Source organism: Mesorhizobium sp. WSM4841, assembly GCF_055811515.1.
In genome coordinates, this window is sequence record NZ_JBVVQC010000032.1 from 67033 (window position 1) to 83623 (window position 16591).

17 protein-coding genes, 1 tRNA gene and 1 pseudogene are annotated in these 16591 nt (G+C 61.9%); 11 read left to right on the top strand and 8 right to left on the bottom strand.

What is annotated here, in order from left to right:
- The first annotated feature begins 215 nt into the window (after positions 1 to 215).
- From AC0L14_RS28115 to AC0L14_RS28125, 3 genes are all read left to right on the top strand, one after another.
- Positions 216 to 794, top strand: a complete 579-nt coding sequence (locus AC0L14_RS28115; RefSeq protein WP_473487953.1) for an NUDIX domain-containing protein — start codon at positions 216 to 218, stop codon at positions 792 to 794.
- Positions 795 to 1352: 558 nt separating this feature from the next.
- Positions 1353 to 1562 (top strand): hypothetical protein, encoded by a 210-nt coding sequence (locus tag AC0L14_RS28120; protein ID WP_473487954.1) that lies wholly within the window; start codon positions 1353 to 1355, stop codon positions 1560 to 1562.
- 22 nt (positions 1563 to 1584) lie between these two features.
- Entirely contained in the window at positions 1585 to 1875 is a 291-nt protein-coding gene (locus AC0L14_RS28125) for a hypothetical protein (RefSeq protein WP_473487955.1), read from the top strand.
- 989 nt (positions 1876 to 2864) lie between these two features.
- Here the strand turns inward: AC0L14_RS28125 and AC0L14_RS28130 are convergent.
- From AC0L14_RS28130 to AC0L14_RS28145, 4 genes and pseudogenes are all read right to left on the bottom strand, one after another.
- Complete coding sequence (locus AC0L14_RS28130; protein WP_473487956.1) at positions 2865 to 3065, bottom strand: DUF2905 domain-containing protein; 201 nt, start codon at positions 3063 to 3065, stop codon at positions 2865 to 2867.
- 248 nt (positions 3066 to 3313) lie between these two features.
- Positions 3314 to 3736, bottom strand: a complete 423-nt coding sequence (locus AC0L14_RS28135) for a CBS domain-containing protein (protein WP_135934866.1) — start codon at positions 3734 to 3736, stop codon at positions 3314 to 3316.
- A gap of 568 nt (positions 3737 to 4304) precedes the next feature.
- Positions 4305 to 4390: transfer RNA gene (locus AC0L14_RS28140), tRNA-Leu, on the bottom strand.
- 242 nt (positions 4391 to 4632) lie between these two features.
- A pseudogene (locus AC0L14_RS28145) lies at positions 4633 to 4886 on the bottom strand (GIY-YIG nuclease family protein).
- Between the two features lie 585 nt (positions 4887 to 5471).
- Between AC0L14_RS28145 and AC0L14_RS28150 the strand changes: the two are divergent.
- The 3 genes from AC0L14_RS28150 (at position 5472) to ade (ending at position 8530) form a co-directional block, all read left to right on the top strand.
- Positions 5472 to 5735, top strand: coding sequence for a hypothetical protein (locus AC0L14_RS28150; protein ID WP_473487957.1), 264 nt, complete (start codon positions 5472 to 5474; stop codon positions 5733 to 5735).
- A 142-nt stretch (positions 5736 to 5877) separates the two neighbouring features.
- The gene (locus AC0L14_RS28155; protein ID WP_473751441.1) at positions 5878 to 6330 is read left to right on the top strand and encodes a cupin domain-containing protein; all 453 of its coding nucleotides are present in this window, start codon (positions 5878 to 5880) and stop codon (positions 6328 to 6330) included.
- Positions 6331 to 6718: 388 nt separating this feature from the next.
- The gene (ade, locus tag AC0L14_RS28160; protein ID WP_473487959.1) at positions 6719 to 8530 is read left to right on the top strand and encodes an adenine deaminase; all 1812 of its coding nucleotides are present in this window, start codon (positions 6719 to 6721) and stop codon (positions 8528 to 8530) included.
- 27 nt (positions 8531 to 8557) lie between these two features.
- Here ade and AC0L14_RS28165 read toward each other — a convergent pair whose 3' ends face one another.
- Both AC0L14_RS28165 and AC0L14_RS28170 read right to left on the bottom strand, forming a co-directional pair.
- Positions 8558 to 9724: an alpha/beta hydrolase gene (locus AC0L14_RS28165; protein ID WP_473528240.1), complete on the bottom strand. Its 1167-nt coding sequence runs from the start codon at positions 9722 to 9724 to the stop codon at positions 8558 to 8560.
- Between the two features lie 146 nt (positions 9725 to 9870).
- Positions 9871 to 10938 (bottom strand): alpha/beta hydrolase, encoded by a 1068-nt coding sequence (locus AC0L14_RS28170; RefSeq protein WP_473487960.1) that lies wholly within the window; start codon positions 10936 to 10938, stop codon positions 9871 to 9873.
- Positions 10939 to 11160: 222 nt separating this feature from the next.
- Here AC0L14_RS28170 and ilvA point away from each other — a divergent pair, with 222 nt between their 5' ends.
- Positions 11161 to 12417, top strand: a complete 1257-nt coding sequence (ilvA, locus tag AC0L14_RS28175; RefSeq protein WP_473487961.1) for a threonine ammonia-lyase IlvA — start codon at positions 11161 to 11163, stop codon at positions 12415 to 12417.
- Positions 12414 to 12968, top strand: a complete 555-nt coding sequence (locus AC0L14_RS28180) for a DUF1697 domain-containing protein (RefSeq protein ID WP_473487962.1) — start codon at positions 12414 to 12416, stop codon at positions 12966 to 12968. The genes ilvA and AC0L14_RS28180 overlap by 4 nt, the downstream gene beginning before the upstream one ends.
- Before the next feature lie 10 nt (positions 12969 to 12978).
- On the opposite strand, the gene AC0L14_RS28185 is transcribed toward AC0L14_RS28180, so the two are convergent.
- Together AC0L14_RS28185 and gloA are read right to left on the bottom strand one after the other, a co-directional pair.
- Positions 12979 to 13272: a DUF2218 domain-containing protein gene (locus AC0L14_RS28185; protein ID WP_473751442.1), complete on the bottom strand. Its 294-nt coding sequence runs from the start codon at positions 13270 to 13272 to the stop codon at positions 12979 to 12981.
- A 130-nt stretch (positions 13273 to 13402) separates the two neighbouring features.
- Positions 13403 to 13843, bottom strand: coding sequence for a lactoylglutathione lyase (gene gloA / locus AC0L14_RS28190; protein ID WP_473487964.1), 441 nt, complete (start codon positions 13841 to 13843; stop codon positions 13403 to 13405).
- A gap of 239 nt (positions 13844 to 14082) precedes the next feature.
- Between gloA and AC0L14_RS28195 the strand changes: the two genes are divergently transcribed.
- The 3 genes from AC0L14_RS28195 (at position 14083) to AC0L14_RS28205 (ending at position 16067) form a co-directional block, all read left to right on the top strand.
- Positions 14083 to 14655, top strand: coding sequence for a cold-shock protein (locus AC0L14_RS28195; protein WP_473487965.1), 573 nt, complete (start codon positions 14083 to 14085; stop codon positions 14653 to 14655).
- A 111-nt stretch (positions 14656 to 14766) separates the two neighbouring features.
- On the top strand, positions 14767 to 15279 hold the full coding sequence (locus AC0L14_RS28200) for a DUF192 domain-containing protein (RefSeq protein WP_473751443.1): 513 nt from the start codon (positions 14767 to 14769) through the stop codon (positions 15277 to 15279).
- 20 nt (positions 15280 to 15299) lie between these two features.
- The gene (locus tag AC0L14_RS28205) at positions 15300 to 16067 is read left to right on the top strand and encodes an alpha/beta fold hydrolase (protein ID WP_473487967.1); all 768 of its coding nucleotides are present in this window, start codon (positions 15300 to 15302) and stop codon (positions 16065 to 16067) included.
- Positions 16068 to 16591: the final 524 nt, after the last annotated feature.

Consider the following 16591-nt stretch of genomic DNA (forward strand, 5'->3'; position numbering starts at 1 on the left):
TCAGCAAATGATGCCGCCCAATCCGGAGCAGGCGCCGTCGGCGAAGCTGCCGATCTCCCACTCGAGGGGGAGATCGAACGGCACGCCGGCCTTCGCCAATCTCAAGTCCTGCAACCTGAAGCGGTTGCCCCGGTCACCTCCCGGCTGCCGTTGCTATCGGGATTGCGCGAAGTCCGATTCGCGACTACCCCTCGCGCGGCAGCACGGAGTTCATCATGGAAGACCGCATTCGCATCCGTTCGGAAGAAGTCCTTTCCGACGACTGGGCCGTCCTGAAAAAGACCGTCCTCGATTATCGCCGGCGTGACGGGCAATGGGAGACGCAGATCCGCCAGACCTACGATCGCGGCGACGGCGCGGTGATCCTGCCTTACGACCCCGAGCGCTCGACGGTTCTGCTCGTGCGGCAGTTCCGCTACCCAGCTTACGTCACCGGCCACCGCGAGCCGCTGATCGAGGCATGCGCCGGCCTGCTCGATGAACACGACCCCGAAACCTGCATCCGCAAGGAGGCGGAAGAGGAACTCGGCTACCACCTGAAGGACGTCGAACGGCTGTATTCGCCTTATATGAGCCCTGGCAGCGTGACCGAGCGGCTCTGGTTCTTCGTCGCGCGCTATTCGCCGACCGACCGCATCTCCGACGGCGGCGGCGCGCCGGACGAAGGCGAAGACATCGAGGTCCTGGAAATGCCGCTGGACGAAGCACTGGCCGGCATTTACGACGGCCGCATCATCGACGCCAAGACGATCATCCTGATCCAGCATCTGAAGCTGAACCCGATCCGGGTGTGAGGGCTTTAATTCCTTTCAGTAACGGGCTGAGATGCAACTGGAGGGGAGCAGATCCATGATTGTCAAAAACTTGTCGAAGTTGTTCGGCGCGACCTCGATGGCTGTCTTTCTCCTGGCATCGACTACCCCATCACACGCTGAATCCTAGACGGATCCGAGCTCGTCGGGATCGAGCACTGGGGTTACAGAACGGCTCAATGGTGTATGAGGAAGGCGCCGGCGGATTGGGAACCTATGCCAGCGGGCCACAGGCAAGCCGCAGAGCGCGCCTGGCAGGAATGGCGAGCAAAGCAGCAGCCGGCAGAGTCGCGCGCTGGCGAACGCTCCTACCTAAGCTGCTAGGCCAAGGTCTTAGATGCTGAGGCAAAGGTCTGATCGGCCCTGTTTGGTCCATCCGAAGCCGCGTGAGAGGACGATTAGAACTCCAGATCGCTACTGGCAATGACGAGCGTGGGAGCAAGCGCGCCGGCACCACAACCACGCCCTCGAATACCCCTCCGACGCGGGACGAGGCACGGAATTTGCGACTGCATCATCATATCAGGAAGAGGAGTCAAAATGATGCGTCAAGATGGAACAACAGCGCGAAAAGCAGCAACACGGTGCGTGCCAGAATGGCGCCTCAACAAGAGAACGTTTGAGGTTCCGTACCTCATGAAGCTCGGCAACATTGGCCGCCAGGAAGCGCTGGCTTTGATCGCCAAGCATAATGGGGACAGGGACGAAATCACTGCCGAGCTGTTTTCGCAGAGAGGTCGATCACAATAGCTTACACAATAGGGTTGGACCCATGACCCACCGGGCGTTCGCCGAGAGACTCGAGGATGCTGCCGCGCATATTTCGGAGGTCTCGCGCGCGGACCTGCAAGTCATGTTGATGAACGCAGCCTTGCGGCTGAGGAACACCTCGGGCTTTGCCTTGGAAGCCGAGGTTGACGAGGCGATCGACTTGTTGGCAGCGCAGTTGAAGCTGTCGCGGCCTGAAGTGTTGCAAACGATCGTGCGAGATTGGTTGGTCATTGCCGGCCGGCTGGGTGCCGATACCTTTGATGAGGAGAGCGAGACTGAGGGAATGGCCTAGGCTCGGAACGCGTCGCTGACTCTATCGCCACTCTTCGAGCCCCGGCAACTTCGCGCGCTTCGATCAGCCGGCGGGACCGGCAAAACGCGCCGCGGTCACAGGCGGGCGCCAGGACGCCAAGCGCTTCGCCGGTGTAGGGAGAAATCTGCCAGCCGAAACACACGCTCAGCGCGCGCTCACGCGCCGCGCGGAGGCCGGCCCCGGGCCGCGCATATAGTAGAGCTCTGGCCGGTAACGCGGTGCAACGAATTCGCGAAAGGCTGATGCCAACCGCGTGATCAAAGCCCAATGTTCCATGACCCAAACTTTCCCTTTCAGGAATGCTATGCGCGACCACATCCAGGGGCTCGCGTCCATCGAGGCGCTCCCTATGACCTTGTGTCGGCCGGCGGACATGATGGCAAAGTCCGCGACGCCGACGCCGATACGGTCTCGGGTGATGGACCGCTTGAACAAAACACCGAGTCGGATTGGGCCGCAGTCAGAAATCCCCATGAGGTCTCGGACGACAAGAGAGCCAGCCCTAGGGCCGCGGCCAAGAACACTGCGGGAAGGCCGAACAGAAGCTTGCGCGACATCATTGTCCCAACCTCACACGCCGGTGTTGATATGGAACAGGTCTTTGCGCCCGGCATGCCTGACGCTACGGGAGCAAGAACCGTGCCACGCTTGCCCCGCGCACGATTTCCCGCCGGACTAATCTTAGCCGATGCCGCCTAAGCCGGGGCACGTAGGCGTCCTGTAATGGGTCAATACGCCTTGGCACCGCGATTGCATGGTCAGCTACGCCGGGTGTTGGGACCGGCATTGGGGCGATGGGGGCCTCGCCGCTTCGCGAATGGAGCGGCGAGGTTTTTCATTCAGCCATCAGCCTCTAAGGCGGCTCGACAGCCGATCCGGAGTGACGAGAGGCCGCCAAGATAATCCTGCACATCGATCCTAAGAAAAGACCCCGAGCGGGGGCGGGCTGTCTTCCCCGAGTTCTCCCGCTACCGGTTGACCAGCCACAGAATAATCGAGAGCACGATGCTGATCAGGATCCCGGTGGCGATCGGAAAATAGAACGTGAAGTTCTCACGCTCGATCACGATGTCACCAGGCAGTCGGCCAAGGCCGATCCGTAACAACCACGGCCACAATAGGCCCACCGCAACTATGATGAGACCAACGACAATCAGGGTTCGCGACATGGGGCTGCGTCATGCCAGAAACAATTGGCGCGGGGACAGAGCACTAGCAGAATCCCGTTATGTTCACTGAAACAAAAGCCAAGGATCGGGCCGTTTGCAATCTGACGTCCCACACTCTGGCGACTCCAGTAGACCCTCCCGCTGCCGGCGGGCTTTTTGTTCCGCCTGAGGGACATTTCTGCCGCCGCGCTGTGGCCAGCGCGGCGGCAGAGTGAAGGTCTTCGAAAAGAGCACGGGCGAGCCGCCCTTCAGTGGTGATGGGCGGAAACCTTCTTGACGTATTCGGACACCAGTTCCGTCGGTGCCGACTGACTGACGTCGCCGACGCTAAGGATGCCGACCATCCGCATATTCTTGTTGATCACCGGCAACCTGCGGATTTTCAGTTCTTCCATGTGCCGTACGGCCTTGGCCAGATCGTCGTCTTCGCGGCAGCAGTGAATGCCGGCCGTCATGACATCGCGTGCCGTTGCGGTGCGGCTGTCGAAACCATCCTCCGCCAGTCCTTTGCAGACAATATCGCGGTCGGTCACCATTCCGATCAGTCGGTCGTTCTCTCCGATGGGAATCGACCCGATATCCTGGGCTCGCATCATTTTCGCCAGTTCGGTTACAGCGATTTCGGGGCTGACCCAGTCGACACCCTTATGCATTGCGTCTTTGACTTTCATGGCGGACCTCCCTTGCTGGGGTTGGAGAATGTCCCTCTGTCCCATGTTACCGCGGACGGGGCTTGGCTGCCAGAGTTCGTTCCTCCTGCCGACAGAATAGCGAGTACGAACGAATGTTCCGCTTGGCATTTCAGCAAGAGCTAACGGAACGGAAACGGCTCTCCGCTATTAAATCAAATTCGAGTTTTGCGTGGGGCGTTCCGATGAGTAAGCGCGCCGGGGACCGGCTGGAGTTTATCGAGCCGTTACTGCCGACCCTGGTCGAGAAGCCGCCCGAGGGAGGCGACTGGATCCACGAGGTCAAATGAGGCCTTCCTCTCGATCGCTGCCGATGTAAGGCGCCTTGCCGCGGCGGAGGCGACGTCATGAGCGAGCAACGCCGATGTCGGACGCGCCTGTGATGTATGCGCGATAATCCGCGTCTGCGAACTGGCGGTCGAACAAGCCCGCTGCCTCACGGCGGCGGGCTTTTTCATTGCCTTCCGGCTACCCCTACGGCTATCCAGAGTCGACTTTTCCAGGGTATCCGCGAGATCCTAAAAAACCAGATTATCATTTGATTTCAATATGGTGCGGACGACGGGAGTCGAACCCGTACGATCAGAGATCGAGGGATTTTAAGTCCCTTGCGTCTACCAATTCCGCCACGTCCGCAGGCCAGTCCTTTTCAGACGCCAGCCAAAGGCCGTCAAGCCATCTTCTGCCATCGAAAAATCTGATCCTGGAAGCACGCCTTTGTCGCTGCGCTGCAAACACCCCTCCACTTCGTCATCCCAGGGCGGAGCAAGGAGCGAAGCGACGGGGCGCAGACCCTGGGATCCTCGCCGTTACCCGCCGGCAGTGCTCCGGCGGACCAGAACCGAACGCTACCACCCGGTTCCGCGAAAAAGCTCGAATCACTCCCGATTGGTCGTCTCGATCAGGTCGATGTTCCATTGGCGCGGCCAGCGCTTGAGCGACTTCTCGCGCTGGATGGCGTGGCGAATGCCGAAATGTTCTTCGTACCAGACCAGACCGCTGCACGCCGTAGCGGCTGGTGAAGCGGGAGCCTTCGCCGGATTTGTGCTCCGGCATGCGGCCGAGATCATGGCGAGCCGATGTAGATCGTGCCGCGCTTCCGGCTCGCGGTCATGGTGGCATAGCCGGTCATGGTGGAAAGGTAGCTGGCGCCGTTGCGGATACAAGCGTCGTTCTGAGCCGTTGCATTCTTCGGCTGAGGTAACGGAATGGATCCCAGGGTCTGCGCCGCGTCGCTTCGCTCCTTGCTCCGCCCTGGGATGACGAAGTCGCAGGGGCCGGCTAATCGCAGACCTTGGAGATTGGTGGTTGCAGGCCGGTCGTCAGCGACGGTCAGTCGAAGAACCAAATCCTCTGTGCAGAGGAACTGGTACAAAACCGCCTTGGCGGCAGGTCCGTGGCGCAAATCAGCGCCGTGCCGAAATCCACAGCCTAGCTGCACCGCGACCCGGCCAGCGGCAACCCGTCCAGCGCGGGGCCAATCACCCGCTGAGATTCAAACAAGATCGCTGGAACCATTTCGGCGCGGCTGAGTTTCGGACTGAAGCTACTGGAACCCCTGACATGGCAGAGTTTGACACAGGACAAGGGAAGTCTGTTTCCAACGCCGTACGGCAATTGCTCCGTTCCGAAGATAATCGCCGGCATTTGCACGACGTGCTAAATCTTGCCGTCGACCCACGACTGCCCAGCACCCTTGCCTCATTGCTTGAGGTGCTTGATCAGGCTAGGCGGGAACCATTTCGGCAATCCCGAAACGAGCGATGACCGGGTAAAACGCGCTAATCTTCTCCTCCACCCCATGGCTCAACGCTACGATATTGAGAAGACACCTGAAGGCACCTGGGACATCATCGATATGTTCACGGGGCTGCCGGTTGTCGAGGTGGGCGTCCCCTTGATCGACATGGCGATCGAAGAGGCCGACGATCTGGTCGAGCTTCTCAACAGCCGCGACAGGGAACAGCGGGACGATACTTAACGGCCGCTTCCCAGGCCACCGCGAAAGCGCGTCCCCCGTTCGGAGGATGCGTTCGGGCTTGCTGACTTGGTAGGCTCCAATTGGTAAGTGGTTCAGCGTCTATTTTGACGCTGTCCCCTACGAACCAAATGGAGAGATTGTCATGCTCAAGCTCGCCCCTGCTCTGGCGCTGCTGCTTGTTGGGACAGCGCCTCTGTTTGCCGACGACATGCCGATGAACGCGGACAGCATCAAATGGGGGCCTGCTCCTGCTGTCCTTCCGGCTGGCGCGGAACTGGCCGTTATGGCTGGAGATCCCTCAAAGGACGGCGCTTATGTGCTGCGGTTGAAGACGCCTGCCGGCTACAAAATTGCCGCACACAATCACCCCACCTCGGAATATGTAACGGTGCTTTCCGGTAACTTCCATATTGGAATGGGCGATAAGCTCGACGAGACGAAAGGCACCGAACTGACTGCCGGCGGCTTCGGGATTGCGCCGGCCGGAATGAATCACTTCGCGTGGACGACAAGCGATACGATTATCCAGGTTCATGGCGACGGGCCGTTCGCGATCACCTACGTCAATCCGGCGGACGATCCGAGCAAAAAGTGACAATTTCTGGGAGTGCAAAGACCCTCTGAACGGCCGGATCAGGCAATTCGAGTTTCTGATCGAAGGTTTTTCCCCGAACGTCGATTCAGAAAGATCCGCTAACGAGGGGCAACCTGGTCTGCCCAAACTGATTCGTATTCCGGTTGGGGGAGCTTGCCGTGCATGGCGCCTGAAACAGAAACCCGCCATGGCGGCGGGTCGTTGGCGCAAATCAGCACCGTGCCGAAATCAACAGCATAAATGCCGTCACGAAGCAACGAATCGCGGGCTCGCGACGAGACCCGAAAATCGCGGTCGATGTTAAGGCCGGGGAGCGCCCAAGCATCCGCTGATCTTGCTGGTCAAAACGCCATCGGCTTGGCACAGTCGGGAAAACAGGAGTCTCTTCATGGCGAAGACCGCGCGTGCGACGAAACCAAAACCTTGGGCCGAGGCGGCGACGCATCTGGTCGACGTCGCGATGGGCAGGAGGCCCGCCGATCTCGTCATCCGCAACGGGCGCTGGGTCAACGTTCACTCCGGCGAGATCATCGCCGGCACCGACATTGCCGTTGCCGGCGGCCGCTTCGCCTATTGCGGGCCGAATGCCGGTCACGCCATAGGGCAGGGCACCAAAGTGGTCGATGCCGGTGGGCGCTATCTGGTGCCAGGCCTTTGCGACGCGCACATGCATGTCGAGAGCGGCATGGTGACGGTGACGGAGTTCTGTCGCGCGGTCATCCCGCACGGCACCACCTCGATGTTCATCGACCCGCACGAGATCGCCAACGTGCTCGGCCTGCCGGGTGTGCGGCTGATGCATGACGAGGCCGTCGCCATGCCGATCAACGTGCTTGTGCAGATACCGTCCTGCGTGCCTTCGGCGCCGGGGCTGGAGCATGCCGGCGCCGAGCTGACGGTCGCCGATGTCACCGAGGCGATGGCGTGGCAAAACATCATCGGGCTTGGCGAGGTTATGAACTTTCCCGGTGTCGCGGCCAACGATCCGGTGATGGCGGGCGAGATCGCCGCGACGGTAAGGGCGGGCAAGACAGTCGGCGGCCATTACGCCTCGCGCGATCTCGGCCTGCCGTTCCACGGCTACGTCGCCGGCGGCCCCGAGGACGACCACGAGGGCACGCGCGCTGAGGACGCCATCGCCCGCGTCCGCCAGGGCATGAAGGCGATGCTCAGGCTGGGCTCGGCCTGGTACGATGTCGCCTCGCAGATCAAGGCGGTGACAGAGAGCGGGCTCGACCCGCGCAACTTCATCCTGTGCACCGACGACAGCCATTCCGGCACGCTCGTCCATGAGGGCCATATGGACCGGGTGGTCCGCCACGCCATCAGCCAGGGACTGAAGCCGGTGACAGCGATCCAGATGGCGACGCTCAACACCGCCCAGCATTTCAGGCTGGAGCGCGAGCTGGGTTCGATCGCGCCGGGGCGGCTCGCCGATCTGCTGATCGTCTCCGATCTGGCCGCAATGACCATCGACGAGGTCTATGGCCGCGGCGTCAGGCTGGCCAAGGGCGGCAAGCTCGACATCGACATTCCGGCCTATGACTATCCTAAGACGGCAAAGAACACCGTCAAGCTCGGCAAGAAGCTCAAACCAGGGGATTTCGACATCATGGCGCCCATCGGCGCCAACGAGGTGCGGGTGCGGGTCATCGGCGTGATCGAGAACCAAGCGCCGACGCGGGCGCTCGAGGCCGATCTTCCGGTCGAGGACGGGCTGGTCGCCATGGACCGCCGCAACGACGTCTGCCAGATCGCGCTGGTCGAGCGCCACCGCGGCACGGGCGGCGTCACCAATGCCTTCGTCTCCGGCTTCGGCTATATGACCGACTGCGCCATGGCCTCCAGCGTGGCGCATGATGCGCACCACATCATCGTCGTCGGCACCTCCAAGCAGGACATGGCATTGGCGGTCAACCGGCTGGGCGAGGTCGGTGGTGGCGTCGTGCTGTTTTCCAAGGGCAGGGAACTGGCGCTGGTCGAAATGCCGATCGCCGGGCTGATGTCGGACGAGCGCGCCGAAATCGTCGCGGCCAAGGCCGACAAGCTGACCGAGGCGATGCGCCAGATGGGCTGTTCGCTGAACAACGCCTACATGCAGCACTCGCTGCTGGCGCTGGTCGTCATCCCGGAACTGAGGATTTCCGATGTCGGCCTGATCGACGTGACGACGTTCCAGAAGGTCGACCTGTTCGTCTGACAACGACCAAGGGCGAGCCCACGTCACTCAACCGCCGGTGGCGATGGTCAGCACCCTGAACGGCGTGGTGATGACGATCTCGGCGACGGAGCCGACGGCCTTGCCGATGCCCTGGCCGAGATTGTCGATCGGCTGCGCCGGATTGGCTTCCTCCGATGCCAGGCCGGCTGGCGCGCGCAGCCGGTCGCCGAGCAACTGCACCAGGAAAGGGTTGTCGGCGAATTTGGCGTGGTTCAGGCGGTCGCCGCCTTTGGTCTTGCTCAGGTCGACCACCGAAACGCCATAGCTGGCGAGGTCGGCCGCGTCGCCATAGTCGCCGACGCGCGGCTTGTCGCCGGAGATCAGGGAGGACAGCCTGAGGGCGCGATCGTCGCCCGAAAGCAGGATGGCGAAAGGCTTGTCGGGCTTGCCGTAGCGGATCATCTGCTTCTTGAACACATCGACGTCGATGTCGGGCGAGGCCAGGATGACATAGCCGAGCTTGTCGCTGAGATCGCGGTCGCCGGTGATGGCAAGCTGGCGCAGCGCTTCCATCGTCACCCAGGTACCCATCGAATGGGCGATGATGTCGATGCTCTTGGCCTTCGTCTTGGCCAGCATGCGCAGCGTCTCTTCGAGATCGTCGCGCGCGGCGTTGGCGCTTTCCTTGTCGTAGATATAACCCGTGGTCTTGCCGCTCGACGCCCATGAGAACAGCACCGGCGTGCCGGAGTATTTCGTGTCGTGCGCGATCTGCGTCAGCCGGTAGATGCCGTCGTTGAAACCGTTGTTGAAGCCGTGCACGAAAACCAGGGCGCGGTCGCCGCGCATCGCGATGTCGGCGCCGACCGCCTTGGCGAATTGCGGGGCGCCTTCGTAGAATTCGACCTCAGTTGCCGTGAAATCCTTCGCCGGATTGCTGTTGGCGGTGCCCCTGACCCGCTCGATGGCGCCGACCCGATGGATCTTCGGAACGGTGACCTCGACGCTGGCAAAACTGGTGGTCGGTGAACGATCACCATCAAACACCTGCCGCGGATCTTTCGTCGCCTTTTTTCGGGTGGTGGCGACGAAGATCTCATGTCTGGCGGCGATGTCGGAGGCAGGCACCGTGACGGTCGTCGTGTTGAGAAGGTCATGTGTCTTGCGACCGGCGCAGCCGGTAACGGCGAGCGCAAACGCTACGGCGAGAACAACCTTCGAACGCACGGTCACGCAGGCTCCCGCAGGAGGGACGTCAAGCTGGTGACGTCGCTCGCCATTTCGATAAAGCCGGGGGCCGGCCGGTCCAGTTGAAAGTGATACGGCGCTGCCGCAACCGTCACCATGCGGGACGAAAGTAACAGGGCGTCGAACGCACCTCACTGCCCGAGCAGGCTGATGCGGTCGGTCACGTCGCGGTCGCTGGCAAATCCGTCATCCTCGCGCAGCCGCTGGCCGATCATCTTCACCAGTTCGGGGTTGTCGGCAAATTTGGTGTGGTTGAAGCGATCCGATCCCTTGACGCTGGAGAGATCGACGACGCTCACCCCGTAGTCGGCGAGGTCGGCCGCGTCCTTGTAGTCGCCGACGCGCGGCCGCGAGCCGGCGATCAGGCCGGAGAGCCGCAGCGCCCGGTCGTCGTCGGACAAAAGCAGGATGAATGGCTTGTTCGGCTTGCCGTAGCGGCGCATCTGGCTCTTGAACACGTCGACATCGATGTCGGGCGAGGCCAGCACGACGTCACCGAGCTTGCCGCTGAGATCGCGGTCGCCATTGATGGCGAGCTGGCGCAGCGCTTCCATGGTAACCCAGGTCCCCAGCGAATGGGCGACGATGTCGATGCGCCGCGCGCCGGTCTGCGAAAGCATTCTCAGCGTCACTTCCAGTTGATCGCGGGCAGCACTGGCGCTTTCCCTGTCGTAGACATAGTCCCGGGTCTTGGCGCCCGACGCCCAGGAAAACAGCACCGGCGTGCCCGGGTAACCGGAATCATGGGCGATCTGGGTGACGCGGTAGACGGCGGCGTCGAAGCCGGTGTTGTAGCCATGGACGAAGACCATGACGCGGCCGCCGCGCGCGGCGATGTCGGCACTGAGCGCGCTGGAGAATTTCGGCGCGGTGTCGTAGCCGACGACGTCGGAGGCCATGAAGTATTTGGCCGGGTCGTTCGACTTGCCGCGCGAGCGCCGCTCGATCTGACCGGTTTCATGGGTCCCCGGCACAGTGACGTTGGCGCGGGCATAGTTCAACGTGGCCGAGCGCTCACGGTCGAAAACCTTGCTGGGATCGTCGGAGCGCTTGCGCGTCGTGGCGATGAAGATGCTGTGGTTGCCGGCGATGTCCGTCACCGGCGCGGACACCATGGCGCTGCCGAGCAGTTCCTCGGTCTGCCGGCCGCCACAGCCGGCAACGAGCAAGGCAAGGACAAGGATGCAAATCTTCTTCAACTCTAGAATTCCACTCCGGCCGAAAGGCTTAATCCAACCTCCGCGAACCCTCCCGGACAGCCGAAGTGCGGCAGAAGTAAGTCATATCCACCCGAAATGCGCTCAGCGCCGCGCGACAGCCATCGCACTGTTGCGCGAAAGCCAGAACGATTGCCCTGATCAAACATGCACGGCGTGTGCTAGCTTCGCGAACACCACAGACGATCCGGGGTAATTTTTCCGATGTCCAGTTTCTCCTCCCGCGTCGCTGCCGCCGCTGCCGCGATCCGCCGGATTTTCCCGGAGACGCCGCTGCAGGAAAACGACTATCTGTCGAAGAAGACCGGCGCGCGCGTGCTGCTGAAACGCGAGGACCTGTCGCCGGTGCGCTCCTACAAGATCAGGGGCGCCTTCAACTTCTTCCGCAAGGCGCTCGACGCCGGCAACGATGCCGAGCTGTTCGTCTGCGCTTCCGCCGGCAACCATGCGCAGGGCTTTGCCTTCGTCTGCCGTCATTTCGGCAAACGAGGCGTGGTGTTCATGCCGGTGACGACGCCACAGCAGAAGATCGACAAGACGCGGCTGTTCGGTGGCGAGTTCGTCGAGATCAGGCTGGTCGGCGACTTTTTCGACGACTGCTACCGCGCCGCCTTCGAATTCACCGAGAGTGCCGGTGCGCACATGGTGCCGCCGTTTGACCACAAGGACATCATCGAGGGGCAGGCGACCGTCGCCTACGAGATATCGGGCCAGATGCCTGGCGCGCGGATGCCCGACATCATCATGCTGCCGGTCGGCGGCGGCGGTCTGGCGGCCGGGGTGACGCATTATTTCGCCGACCAGCGCCGCGACGCGCGCTTCGTCTTCTGCGAGCCGGCCGGCGCGCCAAGCCTGAGCGAGAGCCTCGCCACAGGCAAGCGCATCAAGCTCACCAAGGTCGACAATTTCGTCGATGGCGCGGCGGTGGCCGAAATCGGCCGCGAGCCGTTGCGGCATCTCAGGGCGTTTGCTGCTGACACAGTGCGGCTGATCCCGGAAAACCGGCTCTGCGCGACCATGATCGAGATGCTGAATGTCGAAGGCGTGGTGCTGGAGCCAGCCGGCGCACTGGCAATCGACGCGCTCAAGGATTTTTCGAAGAAGGAAATCAGAGGCAAGACCATCGTCGCGGTGGTTTCGGGTGGCAATTTCGATTTCGAGCGGCTGCCGGATGTGAAGGAAAGGGCGCTGCGTTTCGAGGGGCTGAAGAAGTACTTCATCATCCGCTTTCCGCAGCGGCCGGGCGCGCTGCGCGACTTCCTCGAATTGCTCGGCCCTGACGACGACATCGCCCGCTTCGAATATCTGAAGAAATCGGCGCGCAATTTCGGTTCGGTGCTGATCGGCATCGAAACCAAGGACCGCCGCAATTTCGAGTTGCTCAACGCCAATTTCGAGGCCGAGGGCGTCCAGTATCAGGATATCACCGACAACGAGACGCTGGCCGGGTTCATCATATGAGCGGCCAGGCGAAGATATTCGTTGCGTTGTTTTCCGGCATCAATGTCGGCGGCAACCGCATCGTCAAGATGGCCGAACTCCGGTCGTTCTTCGAGGAGCTCGGCTTTCGCGACGTCGCCACCTATGTGCAGAGCGGCAACGTCGTGTTCCGTTCGGCAAAGGGCAATGCGGCCACGCTGACCAAACAGCTGGAAGCGGCCTTCGAGAAGAAATGGGGATTTCACTCGCGCATCATGGTGCGCGATCTCGGCTGGTTCGAGCGGCTGGTGGCAGAAAATCCCTATCCGGAAGTTGCCGGGGAACCGACGAAGCTTCACGCCTATGTGCTGGAGCGGTCGCCGAACGCCGATGAGGTCGCGCGGCTGGCCGAAAAATGCACCGGTCCCGAACGGTTCGAGATCAGGGGCGACGTGCTTTACCTTCACGCCCCGGAAGGTCTCGGCAAATCGGTGTTTGCCAACCTCATCCCGCGCACGCTGAAAGTGCCCGGCACCGCGCGCAACTGGCGCACGGTGCAGGCGCTGCTGGATAAGGCTGGCCGCGGCGGCTGAACGTGGTCGCCTACGCTGCCGGAGCCTTTTTCCAGTCGAATGTCAGCTCTTCGCGGAAAGCAAAGCGTTTGATGTGGTCGGCGACGACCGTTTCCAGGCGCTCCAGCGAGCCGGCTTCGTCAGTGGTTACCGCGATATGCAGCGCTGCCGGATCGGCATCGAGCACCGTGCGGCCCAGCGAGAGATCGATCGTGCCATGGTTCGGGTCGAACTCGACGGGAAACTTGTGTGCCCAGTGCTTGCAGAGCTGCTGCAGATAACGGCTCGCATGTTCAGTGGCGACATCGGCATGGCTGGTCGGCATGAATGGATTTCTCCTGAGGCAAGATGCGCCAATTTCGGAAGCAGGCGCGATCGCCGGACAGATAGGCGCGATCTCGAGGAACGCCATAAGATGTCCGGCTTGGTCGTACCCACTCTCGATCTTGTGATGGTTACCAGCTTCCGGTGTTCGGCATCGAAGCCCAAGGCTCGGCCTTGGCCTTGGCCGGGCCTTTCTGCAGAAGCTCGATCGAGATGCCGTCCGGCGATTTGACGAAGGCCATGTTGCCGTCGCGCGGCGGCCGGTTGATGGTGACGCCCTTGTCCATCAGCCGCTGGCAGGTGGCGTAGATGTCGTCGACCTCGTAGGCGAGGTGGCCGAAATTGCGGCCGCCCTTGTAGTCCTCCGGATCCCAATTGTAGGTGAGCTCGATCAGCGGCGCCTTGTGGGCGATGCCGCTCTGCTCGTCCTCAGGCGCGGCGAGGAAGACCAGCGTGTAGCGCCCCTGTTCGTTTTCGTGGCGGCGCACTTCCTTGAGGCCGAGCTTGTTGCAGTAGAAATCGAGCGATGCATCGATGTCGGCGACGCGGACCATGGTGTGGAGGTAGCGCATGTGATCTTCCTCGAAATGTTGCGTTGCGGCGGAACATAGGGGCCACCCGGCCAAAGGGCAATTCCCGATAGCCGGTCCCGCCGGCAAACAACAAATCCGGTATTCCTGCAATGAACCGTGAAAAAAGGCACGGAAGGTCTTGCACACAGCGGAAGCGGCAGTGTTAATCTAACGTCAAGAATCAGTTGCGGTATTCTTGGAAAAAGGGGGGCGTTGTTATGGGGGAAAAGGCCTCTTTCATGGGGCGGGACGGAACCGGTAACGCCTTGCGAAGGGACGAGAGCGGCGATGCGGCCGATCTCGTTGAAGTTGCGGGCGCCATCAAATGGTTCGACGTGGCCAAGGGCTACGGTTTCATTCTTCCCGATGACGGCTCTTCCGGCGATATTCTCCTCCATGTGACGTGTCTTCGGAAGGACGGTTTCCAGACCGCCCTGGAAGGCGCTCGCGTCGTCTGCCTCGTCAAGCATGGCGAGCGTGGATTGCAGGCGTTCCGTGTGCTCTCCATGGATCTCACCACCGCGACCCATCCCGCGGAAATGCAGGATCAGCGCACGCATGTCTCGGTGACGCCGGAAAGCGGGCTCGAGCGGGCGCTGGTGAAATGGTTCAACCGCACCAAGGGGTTCGGTTTCCTGACCCGGGGCGAGGGCACCGAGGACATCTTCGTCCACATGGAAACGCTGCGCCGCTACGGCATTACCGAGCTCAGGCCGGGGCAGGTCGTGCTGGTCCGCTTCGGGCGCGGCGACAAAGGCCTTATGGCTGCCGAAATTCACCCGGATATGGGTACCTTGCCGGTCTCGCACTAAGGTCTCATCCCGATCGAATCGGGACGCTACCTGATGCTTTCTGCTTGACCATGATCTTTTCCGAACCGTAGGTTCGGGATCATGGTTTAGGGCGATGGCCGAGGATTCTGAATGACTTACAGGAACTGGCTGACAACGGGCGTAGTCTGCGCCGCGATCGCCTTTGTCGTCGCGACAGGCGCTTTCTTCCATTCGCAGCAACCGGCTTCGGCAGACAGCCGGGCGATGATCCTTGCCGTCGACCCGCAGCCGCTGGTCGCGGTGACGAAAGGCGGCGAACGCTCGTTCTCCGTCGAAATCGCTGACACCTCCGCCGAGCGCGAGGCCGGCCTGATGTTTCGCGAGGAGATGGCCGACGATCATGGCATGCTGTTCGTGTTCGAGGAGCCTCGGGATGTGAGCTTCTGGATGAAGAACACGCCGATGCCGCTCGACCTGCTCTTTGTCGATCAGGACGGCAGGATCCGGGCGGTCAAGCAAGGCGAGCCGCAATCCGAGGCGATGATCTCGCCCGGCGAGCCGGTTCGCTTCGTGCTCGAGCTCAAGGCGGGCACCGCCGCCAGGGGCGGCATCGAGGCTGGCGACCTGCTGCGTCACCCGGCAATCGGCACTGCGCACGACTGACCGCGCAGGAACCGTCGCAAATGCAGTTTTTCTCCCATGGCAGCTTTGATCTTGCCTTCCTTGACCGCCAGCCGGCAACGGGGCAGGGCGATCCGGTGCTGATGATCCACGGCTTTGCCTCGACCCATTACGTCAACTGGGTGTCGCCCGGATGGTTCAAGACGCTGAACGATGCCGGCTACCGCGCCATCGCCTTCGACAATCGCGGCCATGGCGCCTCGTCGAAGAGCTATGAGGAGGCCGATTATACGCCGGACCGGATGGCGTCCGACGCTGCGGCCCTGCTCGACCATCTCGGCATCGAACGCGCCCATGTCATGGGCTATTCGATGGGCGCGCGGATTTCGGCCTTCCTGGCGCTTTCCGACCCGGACAAGGTGGCGACGCTGGTCTTCGGCGGTCTCGGCGTCGGCATGGTCGACGGCGTCGGCGACTGGGATCCGATCGCCGCCGCGCTTCTGGCCGACGATCCCGATACCACCAGCCATCCGCGCGGCCGCTCGTTTCGCGCCTTCGCCGACCAGACTCGCAGCGACCGCCGCGCGCTGGCCGCCTGCATTGCCACCTCGCGGGAATTGCTGGCCGAGGCCGACATTGCGCGTATTGCCCAGCCGACGTTGATTGCCGTCGGCACCAAGGACGATATCGGCGGTTCGCCCGACGAACTGGCCGCCTTGATGCCGAACGCCAGGGCCTTTCACATCGAGGGCCGCGACCATATGCTGGCCGTCGGCGACAAGACCTTCAAGCAGCGGGTGCTGGAGTTCTATGCTGAAAATCCGCTGTGAGTTGAGCGGCGGTTGAGTTTGGATGGCTCATGGCTCATGGCTCATGGCTCATGGCTCATGGCTCATGGCTCATGGCTCATGGCTCATGGCTCATGGCCTGAAGAATGCATCGGCTCAGATAAAAGCCGATCGGTAGCGATCCTTCGCGCCCCCCTCTGTCCTGCCGGACATCTCCCCCACGAGGGGGGAGATTGGCAGCTTCGGCGCTCCACGCACTCCTGCGGCGGTGGCGATTGGCGAAAACCAGGATGACGGCCGATCTCCCCCCAAGTGGGGGAGATGTCCGGCAGGACAGAGGGGGGCGCTGTCCCATAGGCGCTAACTTAGGGGTAGACTGGTGGAATCGAGATGTGATTCCTAGGCCAGATGCAGAGGAATGATTCGATTGAAAGCGACTGGCAGGCTCTGATCTCGAGACTGTCGCAATGTGTTGATCTTGACACGACGGCGCGAGCGACGGGAGCGCTGGTACGTCGTCGCAATGTTGCGGACGCAGCGACATTGCTGCGTCTGGCCTTGGCCTA